This window comes from Candidatus Nanosynbacter sp. TM7-087 (assembly GCF_022828365.1).
Taxonomy (GTDB): Bacteria; Patescibacteriota; Saccharimonadia; order Saccharimonadales; family Saccharimonadaceae; genus Nanosynbacter.
In genome coordinates this window covers 75,741-101,266 of the sequence record NZ_JAJQJU010000002.1, presented here as the reverse complement: position 1 = coordinate 101,266, position 25,526 = coordinate 75,741, and the positions used below count along the sequence as shown (strand labels likewise).

At 43.6% G+C, this 25,526-nt stretch carries 22 protein-coding genes, 1 tRNA gene and 1 pseudogene; 17 read left to right on the top strand and 7 right to left on the bottom strand.

The features are described from left to right. Window positions 1-5: 5 nt before the first annotated feature. Window positions 6-2,144, bottom strand: a pseudogene (locus tag LRM41_RS03440) (ATP-dependent Clp protease ATP-binding subunit); the annotation flags it as partial. Window positions 2,145-2,302: 158 nt separating this feature from the next. On the opposite strand from LRM41_RS03440, the gene galE reads away from it, so the two are divergent. Continuing rightward, a complete protein-coding gene (gene galE, locus LRM41_RS03435) occupies window positions 2,303-3,316 on the top strand; it encodes a UDP-glucose 4-epimerase GalE (RefSeq protein ID WP_243819465.1) in 1,014 nt (337 codons plus the stop codon). Here galE and LRM41_RS03430 read toward each other — a convergent pair. Continuing rightward, the gene (locus tag LRM41_RS03430) at window positions 3,313-4,878 is read right to left on the bottom strand and encodes an LTA synthase family protein (protein WP_243819464.1); all 1,566 of its coding nucleotides are present in this window, start codon (window positions 4,876-4,878) and stop codon (window positions 3,313-3,315) included. The genes galE and LRM41_RS03430 overlap by 4 nt on opposite strands. 52 nt (window positions 4,879-4,930) lie before the next feature. On the opposite strand from LRM41_RS03430, the gene LRM41_RS03425 reads away from it, so the two are divergent. Genes LRM41_RS03425 through LRM41_RS03415 form a run of 3 tightly spaced genes read left to right on the top strand, consistent with a single transcriptional unit; the run spans window position 4,931 to window position 7,132 of the window. Further along, window positions 4,931-5,722, top strand: a complete 792-nt coding sequence (locus LRM41_RS03425; protein WP_243819463.1) for a basic amino acid ABC transporter substrate-binding protein — start codon at window positions 4,931-4,933, stop codon at window positions 5,720-5,722. Next, on the top strand, window positions 5,719-6,429 hold the full coding sequence (locus LRM41_RS03420; RefSeq protein WP_243819462.1) for an amino acid ABC transporter permease: 711 nt from the start codon (window positions 5,719-5,721) through the stop codon (window positions 6,427-6,429). The genes LRM41_RS03425 and LRM41_RS03420 overlap by 4 nt, the downstream gene beginning before the upstream one ends. Then, window positions 6,410-7,132, top strand: coding sequence for an amino acid ABC transporter ATP-binding protein (locus tag LRM41_RS03415; RefSeq protein WP_243819461.1), 723 nt, complete (start codon window positions 6,410-6,412; stop codon window positions 7,130-7,132). Before LRM41_RS03420 ends, LRM41_RS03415 begins: the two co-directional genes overlap by 20 nt. A 14-nt stretch (window positions 7,133-7,146) precedes the next feature. On the opposite strand, the gene LRM41_RS03410 is transcribed toward LRM41_RS03415, so the two are convergent. Beyond that, window positions 7,147-7,614, bottom strand: a complete 468-nt coding sequence (locus LRM41_RS03410; protein WP_243819460.1) for an NUDIX domain-containing protein — start codon at window positions 7,612-7,614, stop codon at window positions 7,147-7,149. Window positions 7,615-7,679: 65 nt separating this feature from the next. Continuing rightward, a tRNA-Pro gene (locus LRM41_RS03405) sits at window positions 7,680-7,756 on the bottom strand. A 118-nt stretch (window positions 7,757-7,874) separates the two neighbouring features. On the opposite strand from LRM41_RS03405, the gene LRM41_RS03400 reads away from it, so the two are divergent. After that, the gene (locus LRM41_RS03400) at window positions 7,875-9,635 is read left to right on the top strand and encodes an ABC transporter ATP-binding protein (protein ID WP_243819459.1); all 1,761 of its coding nucleotides are present in this window, start codon (window positions 7,875-7,877) and stop codon (window positions 9,633-9,635) included. Further along, window positions 9,635-11,629, top strand: coding sequence for an ABC transporter ATP-binding protein (locus LRM41_RS03395; RefSeq protein ID WP_243819458.1), 1,995 nt, complete (start codon window positions 9,635-9,637; stop codon window positions 11,627-11,629). The genes LRM41_RS03400 and LRM41_RS03395 overlap by 1 nt, the downstream gene beginning before the upstream one ends. 7 nt (window positions 11,630-11,636) lie before the next feature. Here the strand turns inward: LRM41_RS03395 and LRM41_RS03390 are convergent, their stop codons facing one another. Further along, a complete protein-coding gene (locus tag LRM41_RS03390) occupies window positions 11,637-12,377 on the bottom strand; it encodes a hypothetical protein (protein WP_243819457.1) in 741 nt (246 codons plus the stop codon). Window positions 12,378-12,475: 98 nt separating this feature from the next. Here LRM41_RS03390 and LRM41_RS03385 point away from each other — a divergent pair, with 98 nt between their 5' ends. The 7 genes from LRM41_RS03385 to LRM41_RS03355 all read left to right on the top strand — a co-directional run bounded on the left by LRM41_RS03385 (window position 12,476) and on the right by LRM41_RS03355 (window position 19,890). After that, window positions 12,476-13,108, top strand: a complete 633-nt coding sequence (locus LRM41_RS03385; RefSeq protein ID WP_243819456.1) for a TylF/MycF/NovP-related O-methyltransferase — start codon at window positions 12,476-12,478, stop codon at window positions 13,106-13,108. A gap of 47 nt (window positions 13,109-13,155) precedes the next feature. Then, on the top strand, window positions 13,156-14,394 hold the full coding sequence (gene arcA, locus LRM41_RS03380) for an arginine deiminase (RefSeq protein WP_243819455.1): 1,239 nt from the start codon (window positions 13,156-13,158) through the stop codon (window positions 14,392-14,394). After that, window positions 14,394-15,383, top strand: coding sequence for an ornithine carbamoyltransferase (gene argF, locus LRM41_RS03375; protein ID WP_243809784.1), 990 nt, complete (start codon window positions 14,394-14,396; stop codon window positions 15,381-15,383). Before arcA ends, argF begins: the two co-directional genes overlap by 1 nt. 39 nt (window positions 15,384-15,422) lie before the next feature. Beyond that, entirely contained in the window at window positions 15,423-16,967 is a 1,545-nt protein-coding gene (locus LRM41_RS03370) for a YfcC family protein (RefSeq protein ID WP_243819454.1), read from the top strand. Between the two features lie 3 nt (window positions 16,968-16,970). Beyond that, window positions 16,971-17,921: a carbamate kinase gene (arcC, locus tag LRM41_RS03365; RefSeq protein ID WP_243819453.1), complete on the top strand. Its 951-nt coding sequence runs from the start codon at window positions 16,971-16,973 to the stop codon at window positions 17,919-17,921. 76 nt (window positions 17,922-17,997) lie between these two features. Continuing rightward, window positions 17,998-18,912 carry a magnesium transporter CorA family protein gene (locus LRM41_RS03360; RefSeq protein WP_243819452.1) on the top strand — a complete coding sequence of 305 codons (915 nt, stop codon included), beginning with the start codon at window positions 17,998-18,000 and terminating at the stop codon, window positions 18,910-18,912. A gap of 57 nt (window positions 18,913-18,969) precedes the next feature. After that, the gene (locus LRM41_RS03355) at window positions 18,970-19,890 is read left to right on the top strand and encodes a CorA family divalent cation transporter (RefSeq protein ID WP_243819451.1); all 921 of its coding nucleotides are present in this window, start codon (window positions 18,970-18,972) and stop codon (window positions 19,888-19,890) included. 351 nt (window positions 19,891-20,241) lie between these two features. Here LRM41_RS03355 and LRM41_RS03350 read toward each other — a convergent pair whose 3' ends face one another. Next, a complete protein-coding gene (locus tag LRM41_RS03350; protein WP_243819450.1) occupies window positions 20,242-20,934 on the bottom strand; it encodes a DsbA family protein in 693 nt (230 codons plus the stop codon). A gap of 53 nt (window positions 20,935-20,987) precedes the next feature. Here LRM41_RS03350 and LRM41_RS03345 point away from each other — a divergent pair, with 53 nt between their 5' ends. From LRM41_RS03345 to LRM41_RS03335, 3 genes are read left to right on the top strand one after another with little or no spacing between them, the layout of a single operon-like run. Next, on the top strand, window positions 20,988-22,010 hold the full coding sequence (locus LRM41_RS03345) for a CBS domain-containing protein (RefSeq protein ID WP_243819449.1): 1,023 nt from the start codon (window positions 20,988-20,990) through the stop codon (window positions 22,008-22,010). A gap of 38 nt (window positions 22,011-22,048) precedes the next feature. Beyond that, window positions 22,049-23,827, top strand: a complete 1,779-nt coding sequence (aspS, locus tag LRM41_RS03340; protein ID WP_243819448.1) for an aspartate--tRNA ligase — start codon at window positions 22,049-22,051, stop codon at window positions 23,825-23,827. A 38-nt stretch (window positions 23,828-23,865) separates the two neighbouring features. After that, a complete protein-coding gene (locus LRM41_RS03335) occupies window positions 23,866-24,651 on the top strand; it encodes an N-formylglutamate amidohydrolase (RefSeq protein ID WP_243819447.1) in 786 nt (261 codons plus the stop codon). On the opposite strand, the gene LRM41_RS03330 is transcribed toward LRM41_RS03335, so the two are convergent. Continuing rightward, window positions 24,598-25,131 (bottom strand): VIT1/CCC1 transporter family protein, encoded by a 534-nt coding sequence (locus tag LRM41_RS03330; RefSeq protein WP_243819446.1) that lies wholly within the window; start codon window positions 25,129-25,131, stop codon window positions 24,598-24,600. The two genes, LRM41_RS03335 and LRM41_RS03330, sit on opposite strands and share 54 nt — an antisense overlap. Window positions 25,132-25,293: 162 nt before the next feature. On the opposite strand from LRM41_RS03330, the gene LRM41_RS03325 reads away from it, so the two are divergent. Beyond that, window positions 25,294-25,515, top strand: coding sequence for a hypothetical protein (locus LRM41_RS03325; RefSeq protein WP_129636661.1), 222 nt, complete (start codon window positions 25,294-25,296; stop codon window positions 25,513-25,515). The last annotated feature ends 11 nt before the right edge of the window (window positions 25,516-25,526 follow it).

Below are 25,526 nucleotides of genomic sequence, written 5' to 3'. Positions count from 1 at the left end.
GCCTATTATACGATATTCGTAAAGGCAATTCGATCATCCACGGCGGCAACTTTTACTGTGTCGCCGTCGTGAATCTTGCCGTCGATCAGTTCGAGCGCCAAAGGATCAAGCACGCGTTTTTGAATCAAACGCTTAAGTGGGCGAGCGCCGAAACTCGGGTCATAGCCGTCTCGCGCCAACATATCGCGGACGCTACTATTAAAATCCAACGTTATGTCGCGACTATCCTTAACTTGGCGAATAACTTTTTCTAATTGCACATCAACAATTGCGTGCATCGATTCAGGATGAATGCGATCAAAAATCACAATGTCGTCAATTCGGTTTAAGAATTCTGGGCGGAAATGACCACGAAGCGTTTCTAAAATTTGATTGTCGAGCGAACTAATGTCGTCGCCCGTGTAGTCCATAATCATTTGCGATCCGACGTTGCTGGTCATGATGATAATGGTGTTGCTAAAGTCAATCGTTCGTCCTTGTCCGTCCGTCAATCGACCGTCGTCCAAAACTTGCAACAGAACGTTAAACACGTCGGGGTGTGCTTTTTCGATTTCGTCAAACAAAACCACGCTATAAGGGCGTCGCCTAACAGCCTCCGTCAATTGACCACCTTGATCGTAACCGACATATCCTGGAGGCGAACCGATCAATCTGGCTACGGCGTGGCGTTCCATATATTCGCTCATGTCAATTCGAATCATGGCGTGCTCGTCGTCGAATAATTCACGACACAAACTGCGCGCGACTTCTGTTTTTCCCACGCCAGTAGGTCCGAGGAATAGGAATGAGCCAATCGGTCGATTAACGTCGCCGAGTCCAGCGCGTGACCTACGAATGGCGCTTGCTACGACTGCCACGGCGCGATCTTGTCCGATGACTTGGCGGCTAATTGATTCTTCCAATTTGGTCAATTTGCTGGATTCGCTTTCCATCAATCGCTCCACCGGAATTCCGGTCCAGCGCGCTACCACGCCAGCGATATCGTCAGGCGTAACTTCTTCGCGGAGCAATCGGTCGTGAGTTGGAATTGCCGCCAATTCCTCGCGAGCGTTTGCCAATTTTTTCTCCAGCTCCGGTAAATCGCCATACTTAATGCGGCTGGCGGTGGCTAAGTCCGCGTCGCGTTCGGCAATCTCCAATTGCGAACGCAGATTGTCCATTTTTTCGGTAGTCGTGTTGACGGTTTGCAAAATGTCTTTTTCGTGCTGCCATTTTTTATCAATCACTTCGGCTTTTGCGCGAATTTCGGCAATTTGCTCCTTGATTTCGTCTTTGCGAATATTGGCGTGGTCGGATTTGTCCTTTTTTAGCGCCGCTTCCTCGATTTCCAATTGCAAGCGTCTATTGTTCAATCGATCTAGTGCAATTGGCACGCTTTCTAACTGCATTTTGAGCGAGCTGGTCGCTTCGTCAAGCAAGTCGACTGCTTTGTCTGGTAGAAATCGGTCAGGCAAATACCTGGTAGATAATCTGGCGGCTGCCACGATTGCGTCATCGGCGATTTTTACTCCGTGATGAATTTCGTATTTTTCCTTCAATCCGCGCAAGATGGCGACAGTGTCGTCAAAGCTTGGTTCGCCAACGTAAACTGGTTGAAATCTTCGTTCTAGAGCGGCATCTTTTTCGACATATTGACGATATTCAGCGAGAGTCGTCGCGCCAATCATGTGCAATTTTCCGCGAGCCAGCGCTGGCTTTAACATATTGCCCGCGTCCATGCTACCTTCGCTTTTTCCAGCACCAACCATGGTGTGAATCTCATCGACAAAAAGAATAATCTCACCGGCTGCGTCTTCTACTTCTTTCAGAACGGCTTTCAATCGATCCTCAAATTGTCCACGAAAACTAGCGCCCGCCAAAAGACTGGAAATTTCCAGGGAAATTAGTCGCTTATCCTTCAGTGAAGCGGGAACGTTGCCTTTAACAATTCGTTGCGCCAACGCTTCAACAATTGCGGTTTTACCAACTCCCGGCTCACCGATAAGAACTGGGTTATTTTTAGTGCGACGACTTAGGATTTGCATAGTGCGTCGAATTTCTTCATCTCGACCGATTACTGGATCGAGTTTACCTTCGCGCGCCAACGCTGTTATATCTGTACCGAACTTTTCGAGCGGTTTAGTTGTTTCTTCTTGATTCATGTTTGGTGGCATAAAATCATCCTTTTGGTTTTTAGTCCTAATTTGTTGCGCCCCAGTAAAAGACAGAATGGTGAAATTTGGTATAGTCATAATAGCAAATTAGCACTCTCAGTGCAAGAGTGCTAATAAAATAAATAGGCTTTTTGTAGTATAATAAGCGTATGAATATTCTTGTCACTGGTGGCGCTGGATATATCGGCAGTCACACTATCATCGAACTATTGTCATCAAATCATAAAGTAGTGGTTGTTGATAATTTATCAAACTCGTCCGTCGAAAGTCTGAAGCGAGTTGAAGAAATTACGGGTCAATCAATACCGTTTCACGAATTCGATTTATGTGATCATCAGCGACTATCAGAATTGTTTAAGTCTGAAAAAATTGATGCTGTGATTCACTTTGCTGGGTTGAAGGCGGTTGGCGAGTCGGTTGAAAAGGCGCTTCTTTACTATAAAAATAACCTTGAAAGCACGCTGGTTTTGCTTGATGTGATGCAAGAATTTGACGTGAAGAAATTGGTGTTTTCTAGTTCGGCAACAGTTTATGGCGATCCTGCTCGATTACCAATTACCGAAGATATGCCGTTGTCTGCCACAAATCCATATGGCCAAACAAAGTTGATGATTGAGCAAATGCTTCGCGATATTTCTGCGACAAATCAAAATTGGCAATTTACATCTCTCCGCTATTTTAATCCAGTTGGCGCGCATCCGAGTGGTCGCATCGGGGAAAATCCCTCGGGAATCCCGAACAATCTTCTGCCGTTCGTGTCGCAAGTTGCTGTTGGTAAGCGAGAGTATTTGAGCGTTTTTGGCGATGATTATGACACCCCAGATGGAACTGGCGTGCGCGATTATATTCACGTGGTTGATTTGGCAAAGGCTCACGTGGCAGCTCTGGAGAATTTGGGCCGACCGAACGAATATAAAGTCTATAATATCGGCACTGGTCGTGGCACTTCAGTTTTGGAATTAGTGAAGGCGTTTGAGAAGGCGTCTGGTCGCGATGTTCCGTATCAAGTTACGCCACGTCGAGCAGGTGACATTGCGGCGTGTTATGCAGACCCAGGCTTGGCAGAAAAAGAATTAGGTTGGCGAGCAGAATTGACAATTGAAGATGCTTGCCGCGACGCTTGGAATTGGCAGAGCAATAATCCAAATGGCTACAATGGCTAATTGCCAGATTTGGTAAAAATCTTATTTTCGTAATAAGCGGAACGTTTGGAAAGTTCTGAATTTAATTTTTCAATTCCGCCGTACTGTTCGGCCAAGGTTTTCTTTCCAGAAAATAAGTTTGTACCCAGACCTAATCGGTCGCCATCAATTTTAACTCCCAGCGCGGCCAAAGTTGACGGATACATATCGAATGTCGTGAATTGACGATTCTTTGAGTGACTAGTTGGAATGGCTGGATTTATAAACGTGTTGTAAATGGTTCGCTGATAATTAGTTCCGCCAATTTTTTCGTCGTAGTATGAAGTCTGCATTCCTAAGTGATCGCCAGAAATGACAATCGTGGTGTTTTCATAAAATGGCTGAGATTTAACCCAATTGACGAATGCGGCGACCTGTTTTGAGGAACAAGCGTGAACATTGTCGTATTGATTACTGAAGGTTTTGGCGCAGGTTTCATCCAAATAGCCATCGGTAAAATGCGTGTCGGCGGTGAGTAGTTGTAAGTTGAACGGCTTGTCTGATGCCGCCAAGCGCGAGGCTTCTTCGCGGGCAAATTGGAATAATTTTTTGTCTTCATAACCCCACCAAACTTTGTAATCTTCGGATATTTTTCCGTGTTTTTTGGCGTAATTGTAATCTTCGATATTGAAATTGCCATGCTGAGTTAATAATTTATCGCGTCCGCCAAAACTTGCTTCAGAACCCATAATAAATGTTTGATTATAGCCTTGTTTTTCTAAAATCTCACCAAGACTGTAAGCGCCTGGTAAGAACTTCTTAAACTCGCCCAGGGCGTTATGGTCGCGTCCGCCAACCAAGTTTTCTTTCAGTGGGACACCAGTAGATTGCGCAGCCATTCCCGCCACGGTCCAGCCGGTGTTTGTTGCAGGCAAGGCGCCGCCGACACCGGATGCTTTGTTTGAGAATGAGGTATTTTTTAACGCCAATTCTTCCAGCTCTGGAATAACGGAGGTTTCGGAGCTGCCGCCATTAGCCTTTGACGCTAAAGTGTTTTCCATTGATTCTAAATATATGTATATTAAGTTGCGCTTTTTCTCTGGGAAAGTCAATTTGGCGGTTTTTGGATTGACGTAATTTTCTTCGTATAATTTGGTTGATTGGGTCAAGGCATAAATATAGTTAGGAATGCCGAAACTTTGAATTAGAAGGACGATCGCAATTAAAAACATACTCAGCGAGTAAATTGCTTGATTTCGTAATCGTAAAAACGGCAGGGTAAATTTTCGTGATGATTTGATTTTTTTCAAGCAAAAGGCGATTATGCGATTGATGAAAGAGATCGATTTGTCGAACATTGGGATTAATAATGCGCCGAATAATAGGAAAACCAGCGGAAGATTTTGCAGGACGGCCGACCATAAATTGTCAGATTTGCCACCAGCTAATCCGTTGACGAAATAAAAAATTATCTCGTCGATTTGTGAACCTTTAAAGACGATATATTTATAGCGCGCCGCAATTAAGCAAAATGCCGCCAAAAAAAGCAAGATGATTGATATTGATTTAATCCAGAAACGTTTGGTAAATTTAATTTTTCTCACTATTCTATTATATCACTTACGTTTTTTGCGGATGGAGGGGTATAATAAAAGCATGAGCAAGAACAAGACGCACACATTCGGAATTAGTTGGTGGATTGGGCTGGTTTTATTTGCGGGGATGATTTGTTTGATGTTGGGCGATATTTTACATCGAGATGGCGTAATTGGCTCAAAAACTGATGTTTTGGTGATGGGCACGAATGCTGGATTTAAGCCGTTTGAATATATTGATAATAATCAAGTGGTTGGCTTTGACGTTGATCTGGCGAGGGAAATTGCTAAAAGCTTGGGTAAAGATTTGAAGGTCGAAGACATGTCGTTTGACGGGCTACTCCCGGCGCTGGATAGTGGGCAAATTGATATGGTAGCGGCTGGAATGACAGTAACGCCTGAGCGAGAAAAAAATGCGTTGTTTTCAGATTCGTATTATTCGGCGTCGCAGAGAATAATTGTTAAAAAGGGAAGTCCAATTCGCAATAAGTATCAATTACCAGGGCGAAAAATTGGCGTGCAGCTGGGTACGACTGGCGATACTTTGGCGTCTAAGATTACCGGCGCATCAGTCACGCAGTTCCAAACCGCGCCGAGTGTTTTGCAGGAATTAAGTTCGGGAAAAATTGAAGCGGTCATTCTGGACGACGCTCCCGCAAAGCAGTATTCGGCTGGGTTTTCTGACTTAGAAATCTTACCGGGCGCGCTCAGCGATGAAAGTTATGCGATTGCTATTAAAAAAGATAATAAAGACCTCTTAGAAAAGGTTAATAAAGAAATTGCCAAGATGAAAAAAGATGGTCGCTATGAAAAGCTGATCCGCAAATATTTTGGCGAGGAGGCTAAATCGTGAATTTTTGGGAAGTGATTTTTGGCGGCGGTCGATGGCTATTTTTATGGCATGGATTAGAGGTGACAATGGTTTTGACTGTGTTGTCGCTTATTTTAGGGTCGGCAATTGGTGTACTTGTTGCTCTGATGCGTACGTCGAATTTACGCCCATTTGGCAGGATGAAAACGAGCAGACTCGCGAACTTTAATCCGCTGGCTAGTTTGGGAAAAATTTATGTCGATATTATTCGCGGCACGCCACTTTTGGTCCAGTTATTGATTATGTATTACGTCGTTTTTGGGTCGTATCAATTTATGCCGAAGATTTTTGTGGCGGCGGTGGCGTTTGGGATAAATAGCGGTGCGTATATCGCCGAGATTATTCGTGGCGGAATTCAGAGTATTGACAAGGGGCAAATGGAAGCGGCTAGATCTTTGGGTCTGAGTAATTGGCAGGCAATGCGGCTAGTCATTTTGCCGCAAGCAATGAGAAATTCATTGCCGGCGTTGATTAGTGAATTTATCGCGCTATTAAAGGAAACTTCGGTTGTTGGTTGGATTGGCTTGAATGATATTATGCGGGGCGCGGACAATATTCGTTTTCAGACGGCGACAGCTTTTCAATCGCTATTTGCTGCTGCGGCGATGTACTTAATTTTGACGGCGATTTTTACGCGAGTAATGGCGCGAGTAGAAAGGAAATTGAAACATGACGATAATCAGCGTTAAAAACTTGAAAAAAACGTTCGGCGCAAATCGAGTTCTTCGCGATATTGACGTAGAAATTGAAGAGGGCGAGATTGTCGTGGTGGTTGGCTCGTCTGGTTCCGGCAAGTCGACATTCTTGCGTTGTCTGAACTTGCTGGAGGAACCGACTTCGGGCGAGATTATTGTCGATGGAGTGAAAATTACTGATCCACACGTAAACTTGAACGCCTTGCGTCAGAATATTGGCATGGTTTTTCAGCAATTTAATCTGTTTCCGAATTTGAGCGTGATTGAAAATATTAAATTAGCTCCGAAAAAGCTGCGTAAATTTTCAGATCAAAAAGCGACAAAATTGGCGCGAAGTTTATTGGACGATGTTGGACTATTAGACAAAGCGGACGCTTCGCCGAATAGTTTGTCTGGCGGTCAAAAACAGCGAGTAGCAATTGCGCGGGCGCTAGCGATGGAGCCGAAGATTATGCTTTTTGATGAGCCGACTTCAGCGCTAGACCCAGAGATGATTGGTGAAGTTTTGGATGTGATTAGAAAAGTTGCCAAAAAGGGAATGACGATGGTAATCGTTACTCACGAAATGAAATTTGCCCGCGAAGTTGGAACTAGGATGATTTTCTTAGACAAGGGTGAGATTATCGAAAATGGAACACCTGAACAGGTTATGGATCACCCGAAAACTGAACGTGCCAAAAAATTCTTCGCCAAATAGCCCGAGTGACCTCGCTATAATTCGCTTAGAACTGGGACTTCTGTCAATTTGTTAACCAGCTGGTCCAGGTCAACCTCTGTCAGATAACTCGGTAAAATTCGCGTCGTTTTCGGATCGATAAAGCCGCATTCCGCTACTTCCTCGACGCCGTGCGATGTTTGCCCCAGGTTGATGTGCTGGTAATCTTGCCAGTTGGTGATGAGGAAGAAAAACTCCAATTGTTCATTTGGGCCGTGTGCTGATTGTTCGCCTGATTCGGCGAATTGCTGGACAAATAACAACTTACCGATTTCTGGTTTGACGCCAGTTTCTTCAATCATTTCTCGACGCAAGCCGTCCAACAAGCTTTCGCCAATTTCCAAGCCGCCGCCCGGCGTACACCAAAAATCACGACCTTTGCCGGTGTTTGCTGTTAGTTTTTGGCAGAAAATTTCGCCCTTATTGTTGATAATAATTCCGCGTACGTTTACTCTTCGTCGCATAAAACCTCCTTTGATTGCTAATAGCCAGAGGTTCAATTAAGCTGAACGTACGCCCAATAATTTCATGGTCGGGGTGACTGGATTTGAACCAGCGACCTCACCGTCCCGAACGGTGCGCGCTACCGAGCTGCGCCACACCCCGACGCTAAAAACAGTATAAAACTAACAGATATTTTTGTCCAATTGTAATTATTAAAACGGAATCAACTAGTCCTAAAATGATATAATATAAGGTGGACTTAGAGCGTAAAGGGCTATAAATGAAACATATTTTACGAATTTTTAGAGGCTATTGGTTGCTGTTTATTATCTTGATTGGATTCACGTATGGCGTTGTGATGGCGAATTTGTGGCTGCCGGATAAAATGTCGGAAATTGTCAATAACGGCATTATTAAACAAGATATGTCGGCGATTTGGAATAATGGCTTGATGATGATTTTGGTGACGGCGGCTGGTGGGTTTTGTTCAATTGTCGTGGGTTTTTTGGCGGCGCGAATTGCTACAGGGATGGCGCGCCAACTACGAGAAAAATTATTTGAGCGAGTGGAAAGTTTTTCTTTGGCGGATTTTAATAAATTTTCTACAGCGTCATTAATTACACGCTCGACGAATGACATCCAGCAAATTCAGATGACATCATTAATGTTGTTGCGCTTGGCGCTAATGGCACCGATTATGGCAATTGGTGGTCTGCAAAAAGCCATGAATAATGCGCCCGATTTAAGCTGGATTATCGCTTTGGCGGTGTTTGTTTTGCTTGTGGTGATCGCTACACTATTTACGATTGCTGTACCTAGGTTTAAGAAATTGCAGGCGCTGGTGGATAAGCTTAATTTGGTGGCGCGGGAAAATTTGGTTGGACTGAAAGTTATTCGTGCGTTCCATAACGAGAAGATTGAGCAGAAAAAATTCCAAAAAGCCAACGTGGAATTGAACAAAATGAATTTATTTGTGAACCGTTTGATGATGTTGCTTGATCCGATTATGACTTTAGTGATGAACTTTTCGAGTGTGGCAATTGTGTGGTTTGGCGCGCATTTGATAAGTAGCGGCAATTTGCAAATTGGTAATATGATGGCATTTTTGGAATACGCGATGCAGGTGATAATCTCGTTCTTGTTGCTGTCAATGGTGTTTATTATGGTGCCGCGAGCCGCCGTATCAGTGCGTCGAGTCGGAGAAGTATTGGATACTTTGCCGTCAATTACTGACCCGAAGTCGCCGAAAAAATTACCAAAAGACGCCAAGGGAAAAATTGAATTTAAGGACGTTACATTTACTTATCCTGACGCGGATTTGCCGGTGCTTTCGGATATTAATTTTGTAGCCGAACCTGGTCAGACAACGGCGTTTATTGGCAGTACTGGTTCGGGAAAGTCGACGTTGATTAATTTGATTCCTCGTTTTTATGATGTTTCGGCGGGGCAGATTTTGCTTGATGGCGTTGATATTAAAAATCTGAAATTGGAAGATTTGTCTGGTCAAATTGGTTACGTGCCGCAAAAGGGTGTGCTGTTTAGTGGAACGGTTGCTAGCAATATCAAATACGGCAACGCTGAGGCTAGTGATAAGTTGGTCGAGAAGGCGGCCAAAATTGCCCAAGCGGAAGAATTTATTAGCGAGTTAAAAAATGGCTATAAAAGTGAAATCGCCCAGGGCGGTAGCAATGTTTCTGGCGGTCAGCGTCAGCGTTTGTCGATTGCGAGGGCTATTGCAGTTGAGCCGAATGTTTACATTTTTGACGATTCGTTTTCGGCGCTTGATTTTAAGACGGACGCGAAGTTACGGGCTGTGCTTGCGAAGGAAACTAAGAATAAAACTGTGTTAATTGTCGGTCAGCGAATAAATACAATTATGAATGCGGATAAAATTATTGTGCTTAATGAGGGAAAAATTGTCGGTCAAGGAACTCATCAGGAATTGATGAAGGATTGCGAAGTTTATCAAGAAATTGCCGCTTCGCAACTCTCGGAAGATGATTTACAGAAAATGTCTATTGCTGCGAAAGGAGTGTTGTAATGTCTAGGCAAACCACGAAAAAACGTCAGCAAGTACGAATGGGCGGCCCGATGGGCGGAATGGGCACTGGCGAAAAGGCTAAAGATTTCAAGGGAACGGTCAAGAAGCTGATTAAATATTTGTCGGATTTTCGATGGCAAATGTTGATGGTGTTAGTTTTTGCAATTGGGAGTACGATTTTTGCGATTGCCAGCCCGAAGATTTTAGGCGGCGCGACGAATCAAATTGTTGATGATTATGCCAATATGAAAGCCTACGAGGCGATCACTAGCAAATTGCCAAAAGGTGTTTCTTTGCCAGCGGGAACTACTGGCGCGGACATTTTGAACCGATTGCCGAATAAGTCGGAGATTGAAAAACAGATTCCGTCCAGTCAGCTTGAGTCGATTAAAAAGCTAGATCTTAGTCGGCGTCCAGAATTTCATTTTGACGCTATTTGGCGAATAATTATTTTGCTAGTCGGAATGTATGTGTTGAGTGTAATTTTTCGTTATATTCAAACTTGGATAATGACTCAGGTAACGCAAACCGTAACTTTCAGGATGCGACAACAATTGTCCGAAAAAATAAATCGCTTGCCGCTGAGTTATTTCGATAAGCAAACTTACGGCGAAGTTCTTAGTCGCATAACTAATGATGTCGATACGATTAGCCAAACGCTAAATCAGAGTTTGTCGCAAATTATAACTTCAACAGTTACGGTGCTGGGAATTTTGGTGATGATGTTTTCGATTAGCTGGCAGATGTCGCTAGTTGCGCTACTGGTGCTTCCGCTGGCGGGTGGCGTGATTACGCTGATCGCAAAGAGCTCGCAAAAACAATTCTTACGCCAGCAAACGCAGCTTGGCGAACTTAATGGACACATTGAAGAAATGTATGGCGGACATCAAGTGATGCGCGTCTTTAATGGTCAGAAAAAATCGATTACTAAGTTTTCTAAGATCAATAATCGGCTTCAAGAGAGTGCTTGGAAGGCTCAGTTCTTTTCTGGCTTGATTCACCCGATTATAAATTTTATCAGCAATATTGGCTACGTAGCTATGACAATTTTGGGCGGTTGGCTGGCGATTAATGGTCGGCTAAAAATCGGCGACATTCAGGCGTTTATTCAATACGTCGATCAATTCAATCAGCCGCTGGTTCAGGTCGCTAATATCGCTAATATTTTGCAATCGACAGCTGCTGCCGCCGAGCGAGTGTTTGAGTTTTTGGACGAGCCAGAAGAAGCGGTTGAATCGAATAACTTGGTAAAATTGTCCGACATAAAAGGTGAAGTTGAATTCGACAACGTCGTCTTTGGTTATAAGCCAGACCAAACTATCATCAAAGGTTTGTCGGCGCACATTAAGCCAGGTCAGCGCGTGGCGATTGTCGGTCCGACTGGTGCTGGTAAAACGACGCTGGTTAACTTGCTAATGCGATTTTATGAGATTAATAGTGGTTCGATTAAAATTGACGGCGTGGATATTCGTAAAATGAAACGTAGCGATGTGCGTCAAATGTTTGGCATGGTGCTGCAAGATACGTGGCTATTTAATGGCACGATTCGTCAGAATTTGATGTATGGCAATCCAAAAGCTACCGAGGAAGAGATGATAAAAACCGCCAAAGAAGCGCATGTTGATCATTTTGTGAGGTCGTTGCCGGGTGGATATGATATGGTTCTTGGTGAGGAGGCTGCTAACATTTCCCAGGGAGAAAAGCAGCTGCTGACAATTGCCAGGGCGATGTTAGAGAAGGCGCCGATGTTGATTTTGGATGAAGCGACAAGCTCGGTTGATACGCGCACCGAAGTCCTTATACAAAAAGCCATGGATAAGTTGATGCAGGGAAAAACTAGTTTTGTTATTGCGCACCGTCTGAGTACTATTCGCGACGCTGATTTGATTTTGGTGGTTAAGGACGGAAATATTATCGAGCAAGGCAATCACGAAACTCTGCTGAAGCAAAATGGATTTTACGCTGAGCTTTACAATAGCCAGTTTGCTGAGTAGCTGTCTGTTACTTTTTATACAGTGATATTTTTGTAGCCTTTGGTATGTGTAGTTCAAAATCAATATCAGTTTTCTGGACAATTTCATAATAAGGCGGAATTGATGGGTTTTTCGGAAGTTCAATTATTTTTCCGTCGTTGAATAATTGTCCTTGTCTGTAAACATTGTGAATAAACGGTACATTTGGTTTTGTTTTTCTCAAGCGATATAACGCTGATTTATGTTGCGTTTTGTCATTTTCAATAACGTTAGGTTGCGTGTGCCATTGCCCTATAATACATAATGTTGGTAGAGAGTCGTCAATTCCGAGGATATTTTTAGCTAGCTGCTCTTCTCGTTCTTGCGGGCTTGGTGGTATGATGACATCCTCATCTAAATTGTCAAAAAATGTATCAATAAAAACGAGCTCTTTAAGTTGATTTTGCTGCAGAAGAATTGCTATTGTCTTTATCATTTCAAGAGATAAAATGCTCGAATCAAAAAGGTCTTCATCAACTAAGGAAAAATCGCAAGAGCCGGTCTTTACTGAATTGATGAAGTTGGATACGACGGGGCTGGCTTCAATAGCTAATCGTTTTACGCCAAGTTTCTTAACCAGAGTATAGATGACGTCGGAATTTTCTTTTATGCCGTGAATTTCGCCATATACAATTATGTTTGATTTTCGCAATGTGGATTGAAGCGAATTTAACCGTTTTATGTCTAATTGTTTCGGTAAAAATGTTTTGATAATATCGTGATTATTCATAGGTGCTAATTGATAGTTTACTTCATAAAACCGTAAATATATAGGGCTGCGTCGTTGATAAATTTGTCGATATTTGGCGAACTATTTATAATTAAGTCATGAATATCACAGATCAACTCCTCGCTAAATATCCGATCATTTCTGACCAAGTCGATATAAAAGAGCTTGGTGCGCTTTTAAGAGAATTGGAAAAAACTTTACGCCGTGGCGCCACTGGAAATATTGTGGAGTTTGGTTGTTATGTTGGCACGACTAGTTTGTTTATTCGGCGACTGTTGGACGCTTATGATTTTACGGGCGAGTTTCATGTTTACGATTCGTTTGCGGGATTGCCGGAAAAAACCCAGAAGGACAATAGCGCCGCGGGTGATCAATTTAAGGCTGGCGAGTTATTAGCGCCGCGTAAGACGTTTGTCCAGAATTTTAAGAAAGCAGGATTGAAGTCGCCGATTATTCATAAAGGCTGGTTTTCTGATTTTACTGCTGATGACGTGCCGGAAAATATTATGTTTGCGTTTTTTGATGGCGATTTTTACGAATCAATTGTCGATTCTTTTCGGGTTTGTGAAAGTAAATTTAACGAAGACGCAATAATTATTGTTGATGATTACGCAAATGAAGCTCTGCCGGGCGCCGCAAAAGCTACTGATGAATGGCTAAAAATTAACCGACAATTCACAGTCAGGACTGAAGCTAGTCTGGCAATTATCTCCTCTTGCCCAAAAACATAAACGTGTTACAATTAAAACATCACTAATATAAACAGGGGAGGGTTGTGATGGACGAACCAATTCACATCACGTCTGAAATAGGGAAACTTAAGACCGTTCTATTGCATCGGCCAGGTGAAGAGCTGGAAAATTTGACGCCAGACTATCTGACCGATCTTTTATTTGACGATATTCCATATCTGAAGGTGGCGCAGGCTGAACACGATGCTTTTGCGGAAGTATTGAGAAGTCGTGGAATCGAAGTTTTGTATCTGGATCAATTGGTCGCCGAGGCAATTAGCACAGATCAATTGCGTGAACAATTTGTCGATGAAATGTTGGCTGCTTCTAAGCAGGATTCACGCCGTGTTACTCAAACATTGCGCCAATTCTTGTTGGACTTGCCAACTCACGCTATGATTCGCAAGATTATGGCTGGTGTTCGCAAGGATGAAATTACTTTGCCTCCAGATCAGCATCAGCAACTTCATAATATGATCGAGAAAAATCATTATCCGTTCTATCTCGATCCAATGCCAAACCTATACTTTACACGCGACCCAGCTGCCGCAATTGGTAACGGTTTGACAATCAACAAGATGCACTGGACGGCTCGTCGTCGTGAATCGCTATTTATGCGCTACATCATCGACCACCATCCACGCTTTGCTAATCGTGCGCCAGTTTGGTACAACCGCACAGAGAAATTCTCAATGGAAGGCGGCGACGAATTAATATTAAGCGATAAGGTTATGGCAATTGGTGTTTCAGAGCGAACAACCGCTGAGGCAATTGAAAAGATGGCAACCAAACTGTTTGCTGGCTCGAAATTCGAGAAAGTCATCGCTATGGAAATTCCAAAATCTCACGCCTTTATGCACCTTGATACGGTGTTTACGATGATTGATCGTGATAAGTTTACGATTCACCCAGAAATTCGCGACCACGGCGGCAGGATGAATTGTTTTATTTTGGAGAAGGTTGAAGGTCAGCCATTCCCACGAATTACACACGAAACAGATTTGGAGCACGTTCTGAGGGTTGCGCTTGGTTTGCCAAGTGTTACGTTGATTGAGTGTGGCGGTGGTGATCCGATTGCTGCTGCTCGTGAGCAGTGGAATGATGGATCAAACACTTTGGCGATTGCGCCGGGTGTTGTGGTGACTTATGATCGCAACTACGTAACTAACCAGAAATTGCGCGAAAACGGTATCGAAGTTATTGAAATTAGTGGTGCTGAGCTTGGACGCGGTCGTGGCGGTCCACGCTGTATGAGTATGCCGCTAGTACGAGAGGATGTATTCTAATGGCTCAGAGTTTGAAAGGACGATCGCTACTGACTTTAAGCGACTACACTGCTGAAGAGATTCGCTTGCTATTAGACACGGCTCGTGAATATCGCCGATTGAAATATGCCGGCATTCCGCACCGAATTCATGAGGGTAAAAATGTGGCATTGCTATTCGAAAAGGCTTCAACACGAACGCGCTGCGCATTTACAGTGGCTGCTAATGACCTCGGAGTTGCGCCAGAATACCTCGGTAAAGATGATATTCAATTGGGTAAGAAAGAGACGGTTGAAGACACTGCCAAGGTTTTGGGTCGAATGTTTGACGGAATTGAGTTCCGTGGCTTTGATCACGCAACTGTTGAGGAATTGGCGCGTCACGCTGGCGTTCCAGTATGGAATGGATTGACCGATAAGTTTCATCCAACACAGATTTTGGCTGACTTCATGACAATTGAAGAGCATGTCGGAAAATTGAAGGGAACTAAGCTGGTATTTGTTGGCGATGGCCGCAACAATATGGCGAACTCGTTGATGATTGGCTCGGCTATTATGGGACTTGATTTCCGCATTTTGGCGCCTCGTGAATTGCATCCAGATCAGGCTTTGGTTGATAAAGCAAATCACTTTGCCAGGTCAAGTCACGCACGCATTACTATCACTGACAACTTCGAAGAAGCTTTGCGCGGTGCTGATGTAATTTACACGGACGTTTGGGTTTCAATGGGCGAAGAAGACAAGTTTGCTGAACGCATTAACCAATTGCGACATTTCCAGGTTAATCGCCAGATGATTAACCTGACAGGAAATCCTGAGGTCAAGTTTATGCACTGTTTGCCAGCATTTCATGACGCATTGACGATTACTGGGAAGAAGATTCAGGAAGATTTCGGTTTAGATTCAATGGAAGTGACGGATGAGGTGTTCCGCTCGCCACATTCGATAGTTTTTGATCAAGCGGAAAATCGTATGCATACAATCAAGGCTGTGATGGCTTTGACGTTGTAGTTGTTGTCGTAATAAGGAGGTTAAGGAGGCTCCGAGGCAATGGTAGAAAAAATTAAAAAAGCAAAGCAGAAGCTTCGATCACCGTCGGCGTTTACTATTTTGTTTGTCGTGATTATTATCATGGCGGCATTAACGTGGATAGTTCCTTCGGGTTTATATAAGACAAACGAGGACGGCGATCGTATAGCTAATTCGTATCACGTAGTCGACAAAGAGCGAACCGTCACGGAAGAGAAAGACGGCAAAAAGGAAGAGGTCAAAAAACACGACCAGCAAGGTTTGTGGGACGTCTTCACCGCACCTATTAAAGGTATGTCAGACAAGCTTGATGTCATCGTCTTCGTGATGGTGCTTGGTGGATTCTTAGGCGTCACTATGAAAACTGGTGCGCTTGACGCTTCTCTTGGCGCGCTGCTCCGAAAGATGAAGGGCAAGGAAAAGTGGCTCATCCCGATTCTGATGATTTTATTCGCTATCGGTGGTACTACTTACGGTATGCAAGAAGAAACTGTGGCGTTCTATGCGCTCGTCATACCGATGATGATTGCTGCTGGCTATAACGCCATGACCGGCGTGATGGTGATTGTGCTGGGTGCTGGTACTGGTGTGCTCGGCTCGACAATCAACCCATTCTCTACTGGTGTTGCAGCAAAAACCGCAGACGTGAAATTGGGTAGCGTTATTCCAATAATGTCTATCATCTTAGTACTCTGTTTGATTGCCGCGATTGTCTTTACTATGCGTTACGCCGCAAAAGTTAAAGCTGGCAAGTACAAAGAAGATGTTCGCTACAAGCCAGCTACGGCTGCTCTCGACATGACAAACGTACCAAAATTCACTGGTCCGCGAAAAGTTGTTATGTCTGTGTTTGCTATTACGTTTGTATTAATGATCCTTTCCCTGATTCCATGGGGAAGTTGGAATATCACATTCTTCGCTGATATGTTTGAATGGGCTGCAGGTTTGCCGGTTATTGGCGCGGTACTTGGTGTAGTCCACAGTGCAGCCTTTGGCGATTGGTATTTCAATGAAATCACCGCACTATTCCTAATTTCAACAATTGTCATAACCGCAATTTACTACAAAGAGTTTAAGAAAGAGGGTGTTTTCCCAGTTGATACATTTATTGACGGCGTGAAAGACATCTTGCCGGTTGCTCTGATTATCGCGGTGGCGACAGGTGTTTCTGTGGTGATGTCTAATGGCGAAATCCAGGACACGATCATCAGCTGGGGTGAATCTCTTCTGAAAGATGCTGGTGGCGGTGTTGTCGGTGTGTTGGCATATCTATTCTACTTGCCAATGTCATTTATCGTTCCGTCATCATCAGGTTTGGCGGCAGCAACTATGCCGGTTATTGCGCCAATTGCTGACCTGGTTGGCTCAAGCAAAGAAGTTATGGTTGCCGCATTTGCGACAGCGTCTGGCTTGATCAACATGATGGCTCCAACTATCGCGTCGTTGATGGGTGGATTGGCTTTGGCTGGCGTTTCATATCGCGACTGGCTAAAACGCTCAGCTCCAATTATGGCGATATTTGCTATTATCAGCATTACAGTTATTGCAATTTTCGGAGCACTGTAGCCTATGGATAAGAAGCGTACTATTGTAGTAGCGCTCGGTGGTAACGCCCTGCAACGGCAGGGCGAAGCCGCGTCTGAGCAACAGCAACGAGTAGCTGATGAAACGGTTCGGCAACTTTTGCCGTTAATCCAGGCTGGTCATAACGTAGCAATCGTTCATGGTAATGGTCCTCAGGTTGGCAACATTGTGTTGCACGAAGAGGCGATTAACACGCCAGATGTGCCAAGTTTGCCGCTGGAAGATTCTGGCGCTATGAGCCAGGGGTTAATTGGCTTTTGGCTACAACAGGCTTTTCATGACGCCTTTATGGTTAATCAAATGAACAATCGCGCTGTTAGCGTTATAACCCAAACAATTGTTAGCTTAAGCGACCCAGCATTCCAAAACCCAACCAAGCCAATTGGTCCGTTCTATTCGGAAGATGAGGCAAAAACCGTCGCTAGCGAACGCGGCTACACGGTAAAAGAAGATGCTGGCCGTGGCTGGCGGCGTGTCGTTCCTTCGCCGAAACCTCAGACAATTGTCGAGGCTGATGTGATTAAGGCGTTGGTTCATGCTGGCGTGACGGTCGTTTCAACTGGCGGCGGCGGCATTCCTGTTTTACAAGACGAAACTGGTCAATTAAAAGGCGTCGCTGCGGTTATTGACAAGGACTTCGGCGCGGCAAAATTGGCAGATCTTTTGGACGCTGACACCTTGCTGATTTTGACTTCGGTTGATGCTGCTAAAATTAATTTTGGCAAACCAGATGAGCAATCTCTCGGGGAAGTTTCAATAGAAGAACTTCAAAAGCATATTGACGATGGGCAATTTGCGCCAGGTTCGATGTTGCCAAAAACTCAGGCTGCCTTGTCGTTCCTGGATGGAAAGTCGGGGCGTACAGCGATTATTACTTCGTTGGATAAAACCGCTGAAGCCATTAGCGGCTCGGCAGGCACGATAGTCAAATCGTAATAAAAATCAAGAAGTTCCTGTGAATGGCGCAGGAGCTTCTTGTGTTTATGTATGTTTTATTTTATAATATGAAATTATGTTGCAATATCTTCGTTCGACAAATAGTGATTCAATAATTAGCCCGCAAGAAAATTTGCAGTCTGGTTCGTGGGTGCGCTGCGAAAGACCGAGCGACGAAGAAGTGTCGCAATTGTTGACGCTGGGCTTGGATGAGGATTTGATAAGTGACGCGCTCGATCCGCACGAGGTGCCGCGTATTGAGTTTGACGATGAGTGGACTTATTTGATTGCGCGATTGCCAGACACTGATGACGATTTTAACGATTTTACCACGCCGATTTTATTCTGCATCAATAAAGATCATATCGTAACGTTGTCTAGAGATAGTTTGGGACGATTGTGGCAGCCATTTATTGATAAAGTGCGAATTAGGACGGATCGGCAAGTTGAGCTTTTGGTGGCGATGGTTGAGGCGATTTCAATGCAATATCAGCGGCGCGTGGCAACAATTAATCGCCAAATGCGAGCGGCTACGGACAGTATTCATACACTGAGAGTTAATGACATTGCCACCTTGGCGGAGTATGAGCGAAAATTGAATGATTATCTTGACGCGCTAATTCCGATGAACTGGGCAATTGAGAGACTTTTGGCGACTCAGAAATTGCGATTGAAAGCTGATGATAAGGAAGACGTTGAGGATATTTCGATTGATTTGGAGCAGGTGATCGCGCGTTGTAAAAGTTTGTTGAGGACGATTACTAATGTGCGCGATAGCTATAGGGCGGTGATGGATACGCGTCTTAATGAGACGATTCGCCTGCTAACCGTAATTACCGTAGCTTTGACTATTCCAACGATGATCGCTGGTTTGTATGGTATGAATGTGCCGGTGCCGGGTGCCGATAATCCATTGATGTTTTGGGGAATTACCGCAGTTAGTGTAGTGCTGGCATTCGTTGTGGGCTATTATTTTCTGCGCCGCCGATAAAGCTTAATCGCAATTCGACAGATTGCTAATATTGCTTGTGTATATTATAATTTTCTTATGATGGTGGGCTATTTTGAACGCAGATCGTTGACTGAGAAGTTGACGCAAGCTCAACGAATGCATAAAAACGGTTGGATTAATTTGACCGGGAGCCTTGATGCTACTCGAGTTTCAAAGGCTTTGTCGCTGTCTGCTAATATTGTCCGTGACGTACTGGACATCCACGAATTACCTCGAGCGGAGTTTTCTGATGGCGTTGAATATATTTTTACGCGCATACCGTTTGGTCAAACTGATTCTGGCAAAACGGCACCGTTTTTGATTGCAATTAGCGGCGGTCATTATATTACAATATCACCTCATGTTAAATTTTCACCTCTGGAGGTTAGTGATTATTTATTTAGCACAACCGAGCGTCCAGCGGGAGTTTTTGCTGCGAATTTGGCGTATATTATTTCTCAATATGAACAGCGCGTGCATTTGTTAACGGAGCAAATTAGTGATGCTCGTCGGCGATTAAGCCGTCATGAAGTTGAGAACTCGGATTTTATTAAATTTGTCGCAATTGAAGATACACTCAATGAATATCGAAGCAGTTTGGAAGGCATGTCTCGCGTTATTACACAACTGATGGAAAATCGCCGTCATTTATTTAAGACTAGAGATCTGGAAGCCTTGGAGGACGTCGATCTACACATCAGGCAAGTTTTAGTGGCAATCAGTTCCAGTACGCACACAATTTCCAGTATCCAAAACGCTTATTCGACGGTTGCTAATAATACGCTGAACCAACGCATGAAGGCATTGACCGCCATAACAATTCTTCTGGCTATTCCAAACGTTTTTTACGGGATGTATGGAATGAATATCGCGTTACCGTTTCAGGGTGAACCTTGGGCATACCCAGTTATCACTAGCTTTACAGTGTTGTTGATTTTACTTGTTATGGTTATTGCTAAGCGACTCCGCTTGTTCTAATATAGATATAATAAGCATTTTCAAAATGTTTTTGATTGACGTACCAATAAACGTTTGGTAACATTGTTAGCATGTCTCGCGCCGAAGCATTAAATTGCTGATATTAAGTGATAAAGGTCGAAGCGCGTGGGGCTGCACATAATAATAAGGAGTGCAAAACACATGCCAATAGCAATCAAATTTGTGCCATCAAGGCGCAAAAAGATCGCGGTGGATGTGGTGCCTGCCGAATGGCAAACATACATAGCACAATAAAAAGAGTGCAGTCGATCCAATGATAGAATAGGGACGACTATAAACAAATCCCGCTCCAAGGCACCGGAGCGGGATTTTGGTTTGTGTGAAAATGCGTTAATCTTTTACTTCAACGCCAGCTTTTTTCAAGGCTTCCTTAACTGATGATTCGATTGAGCCAGAGCTGTCCATCTCAGTATTTTTTCCATTTATGTAGAAAGTTGGTGTCGCGGCAACGCCGTGTTTGCGACCGAGAGCCATATCGAAGTCAATTTTATTTTTAACCTTGTTACTGGCGATATCGGTTTTATATTGATCGATATTAAGCTTCAATTGTTCAGCATAAGATTTGAAAATGTTGTCGCGTTCTGTAGCGTTGGCGTTTTTCCAAGCATCCTGATTTGCATATAGAAGCTCATTCATTTCCCAGAATTTACCTTGCAGGCCAGCAGCTTCAGCTACGGCAGCGGCAGCGCGCGCGTTAGGGTGTGAGCTAGCAATTGGGAAATTACGGAAAATTAATCGAACGTGATCTTTATATTTTTTAGCTAGCGCTTCGGCTTTTGGTGCAGCGGTGCCACAGCCAGGGCATTGATAGTCGGCGTATTCGATAATTGTTACTTTGGCGTCTTTACTGCCAATTTCGTGATCTGCAATATTGCCATTTCTTGATTCTGCGCTGATAGTTGTGTTCAGTTGATCGTTATTGATATCGCTAATGTTTAGTCGATTTTGCGTCGAAATATAAACCATTCCACCAACAATCGCCACTACAATAATCGCGAAAATTATCCAGCTTTTCTTATTCATTTTACCTCCATTTACTCTAGTAAGTATAGCACGGAATGCGGTACAATAAAACTATGACGATTGTGCTAATTTTTGGATATTTGGTTACTTTGGCGGTTTTGCTGATAGTGCTGGGAGTTCAGCCGAAAACGTCTTCGCATAGTCAATTTGAGCTGCGGCGGAGAAGTAGTTTGGGCGATGAAAAGGCTAAAATTCTTTTGCGGCAAAGAGAATTTTTACGAGATATTATTTCACTGCAGCGCGCCGTGGCTTCTTTATGTTTGGTAATTTTAAGTGCTATTAGTGTTTATTTGTTCAATTGGGCGGCTGGACTCTTTTTGTCAATTATAATAGCTCTAGAAATCGGAGCCGTCGCGCGAATTGGCTTGTGGCAGAAATATTCACAGCAACTTTACGAGAAATACGAACCGCTAATTTTAACGACAATTGAGCGACATCAAGTAATTTTGTCGCTAATCCGTTCGGTGTCGCCAGTGGTTGGTGATAGTCGGGTGGTTGAATCGAAAGAAGAATTGCTGGAAATGGTTGCTCAATCTAGCGGGGCGATTTCATCTTCTGAGAAAAAGCTTATTACTAACGGACTGAAGTTCAACGATATGAAGGTCGAGGAAATTATGACGCCGCGAAGCATGATTGAATCGGTACCTATGAACGAACTTCTCGGGCCGCTAGTGCTTGATGATCTTCATAAAAAAGGTTATAGCAGATTTCCTGTCATTGATGGCGACATTGACCATGTTGTTGGAATGTTGAGGATTCAAGATTTGTTAACGATTGATCGCAAAGCAAAATCTCACCGTGCGGAAACAGTCATGAGTAAAGATGTCTATTATATTCGCGAAAATCAAACTCTACAGCACGCCTTGGCTGCATTTTTGAAAACGCAGCATCACTTGTTTATTGTTGTAAATGAGTTTCGAGAAACAGTTGGCCTACTGAGCTTAGAAGACGTAATTGAAGCGCTATTAGGTCAGAAAATCATTGACGAATATGATGTTTATGGAGATATTCGTAAGGCTGCCACGGCTAATCCGCAGAAAAATAATTTGCCCACAAAAACTCGCCGTGACGTTTAATTCTGGGAATTTGACCAGATTATGCTATAATAACAGATATGAAAAATAGAATTTTGGCGGCAGAAACTTCTAAAAAAGTTGGTGAGAATATTACAGTTGCGGGCTGGGTTCATTCCAGGCGTGATCATGGCGGATTGATTTTTATTGATTTGCGCGACCATACAGGTCTGGTTCAGTTGGTTATTAATCCTGATAGAAAAGATGCTTTTTCTTTGGCGGAAAGCTTACGAGATGAGTTTGTGGTTCGTGCTTGTGGCGTGGTTGCGGAGCGTGGCGAAGGTCTGAAAAATCCGAATATTGCCAGTGGTGATGTGGAAATTGTTGTGGACAATTTGGAGATTTTGAACCGAGCCGAAACTTTGCCAATTCAGCCATTTGCCGAGGATAATCAAGCTGGCGAAGAACTAAGATTCAAGTATCGTTATCTTGATTTGCGTCGTCCAAAAATGCAAAATATGCTTAAAAAGCGCGCCGAAATGTATCGTCGAATCCATAAATATATGGACGATCGAGATTTTATTGAAATTCAAACGCCAATTTTGGCTAACTCAAGTCCTGAGGGTGCGCGTGATTTTCTGATTCCGAGTCGTTTGCAGGAAGGGAAGTTTTACGCTTTGCCACAAGCCCCACAGCAGTTTAAGCAGCTGCTGATGGTTGGTGGTGTGTCGCGTTATTATCAGTTGGCGGCTTGTTTCCGTGATGAAGATCCACGAGCAGATCGCTTATATGGCGAGTTTTATCAGCTTGATTTAGAGATGAGTTTTGCTGAAAATGGCGAAGAAGTTCGTGCTGAGGTCGAACCTTTAATGAAGCAGCTTGCGACTGATTTTGCTGGTAAAAAATTGTTGGATTTGAGCGATTTGGCGGTTGGTGATGGTAGTCCAATTCCGCGAATTTCGTATCGCGACGCCATGGAAACTTACGGTTCTGATAAGCCGGATTTGCGATTTGGTATGGAATTGATAGAACTGGCGGACGTGTTCTCGGAGACTGAGTTTGGTGTATTTAAAAATGCTGAATGCGTTAAGGCTATTTGTGTAAAAAATGGCGTAAGTTTGAGCCGCAAGCAAATTGACAATTTCACTAATATCGCTAAAAGCGAAGGCGCTGGCGGTTTGGCGTACATCACATATCAAGACGGTGAAGCAAAATCTCCAATTGCGAAATTCTTGAGTGAGAAGGAATTAGCTGATATCCAGCAAAAAACTGGTGCGGTTGATGGCGATGCAGTGTTCTTTGGTGCTGATTCTCGCTCGGTTGTTAACGCGGTATTGGGGCGCTTGCGTAATGAATTTGCCTCGCACTTTAATCTTAAGGATCCATCGGTCGTGGCGTTTGCTTGGATTATTGATTTTCCGTTTTACGAGTGGGATGACCGAAGTAAAAAACTTGACTTTGGTCATAATCCGTTCAGTATGCCAAAGGGTGGTTTGCAAGCTCTGGAGTCTGCTGAAACTGATGCCGAAAAATTATCCATTGTCGCTGATCAGTTTGATATGGTGATGAACGGCTACGAAATTTGCTCTGGCGGCGTGCGCAATCACAACCCAGCAGTGCTTTATAAAGTGTTTGGGTTGCTGGGCTTCAGTGAGTCTTATGTTGAAGAAAAGTTTGGTGCTATGTTAGGCGCTTTCAAATACGGCGCTCCGCCTCACGCAGGATGTGCTTTTGGTGTTGATCGTATTTTGATGGAATTGACCGATGAGCAAAACGTCCGCGAGACTCTGGCGTTTCCAAAGAATGGCTCTGGCGTGGATGTGATGATGAATTCACCATCGGTTGTCGATCCCGCTCAGCTACGCGAATTGGGTTTGTGAGATTTAGCATTGAGTTCACGGGAGATGCTCGTAGGGTGATGGATAATATTATTCTTCACATTCCTCACGCCTCGTTGTGCTTGCCGCCAGATTTTTGGCGCGATGTTACGGTAGATAAAGAGACTATCGAGAGGGAATTGCGTTTCATTGCTGATTATAAAGTTGATGAGCTTGTTAAAAATATAGATAGCCATAAAATTATAGCTAAATATTCGCGGCTATATTGTGACGTCGAGAGGTTTCGTGATGACGAAGCTGAGTCGATGGCTAAGCTGGGTATGGGGGCGACTTATACGCATTTATCTGACGGTACGCAATATCGCAAAATAGGACTATCCCGCCGGGAGGAAATTTTGGGCAAATCATACGACTTACATCACAAACAGCTAAACGTATTGAGTAGGGAAATTGTTGATCGATATGGATCGTGTGTGATTATTGATATTCATAGTTATAGCGATGAATTAGTGCGAAGATTGTTTGGCTGGACGGAGAATTTACCTGATATTTGCCTCGGCTATGATGAAAAATGGTTCGATAAAGACAACGCATCAAAATTAAAGACATATATTGAAAAAATGGGATATAGCTGTGAGTTAAATTATCCGTATTCTGGGGCGCTAGTTCCGATGGAATTTTATCACGATGAAAATCCAAAGATACAGTCGGTGATGTTGGAAATCAATAGGCGCATCTATTTGAATGGTGGTGTGGTAAGCGAAAATGCTGTGTGCAATATAGATAAAATAATAAATTTTATTGCAGAAAATCTAAATCCTAATACCAAGCCACGCTGCCAAAATGTCGCCCGCGAAGTAGGCTAGCCCTGCTGCAATTGCCCCAAGGAGTAACGTGATGCCTGCAGACTGCCAGGGTGATTGTTTGCTGACTTTGCCTTTGATGAAGCCGATTGCTAAGAACGTTGCCGCAGTTAGCGCCGAGCTAACATAGAATAATACCGCGTTTGGCGCCTTTAAGTTTGCAATTACGTCAATCAAATATGGCAATACTGGTACGCTACCGACCACCACGAAAGCTAAGAATGTTACTACGCCTATGATCTTTGGGGATGAGCGTTTTTGGCTGTCGCGAACGGATTCTTCGTGTTCAGCGCTGGCTGCTAAATATGCGCTAGATCCCATTGAGAATCCGTCGGCTATTAAATTAGCAATTCCTAATATAAGAATTACTGAACTGGATATTCCAGCACCGGCTGAAGCCGCCACGACTGCAAATGTTGTTACTGTTCCGTCGACGGCGCCGTAAACAAATTCTGGTATGTATCGTTTGAAAAAATCTCGCATAACCATACCAGTTTATCATATTACTAACAATTAGCGTACATCTCTATTGACAATTTAATAAGCTTATGCTATAGTGAAATAGTTAGATTATCTAATACAAACAATTTAACAAGCATGCTAAAATAAACATAACAAATATAAACTTTTGCAGAAAGGTAAAGCGTGGAAGATATCCAAACAGCCATCGTTTTATTATCAATTATCGTAGGATTGTTGTCGGTTATTATCGTAACGCTACTGGCGGTGGTCATCGCCTTGTTGGTAAGACTTAATACGGTCATGAAAAGCGTTAGCAAAATTACAACTAACGTAGCTAGTGCGACTGAGTGGTTGTCGCCAACAAAAGTTTTTAGTGAAATATCAGGTTTATTTCGTAAAAAATAATTAAAAAGGAG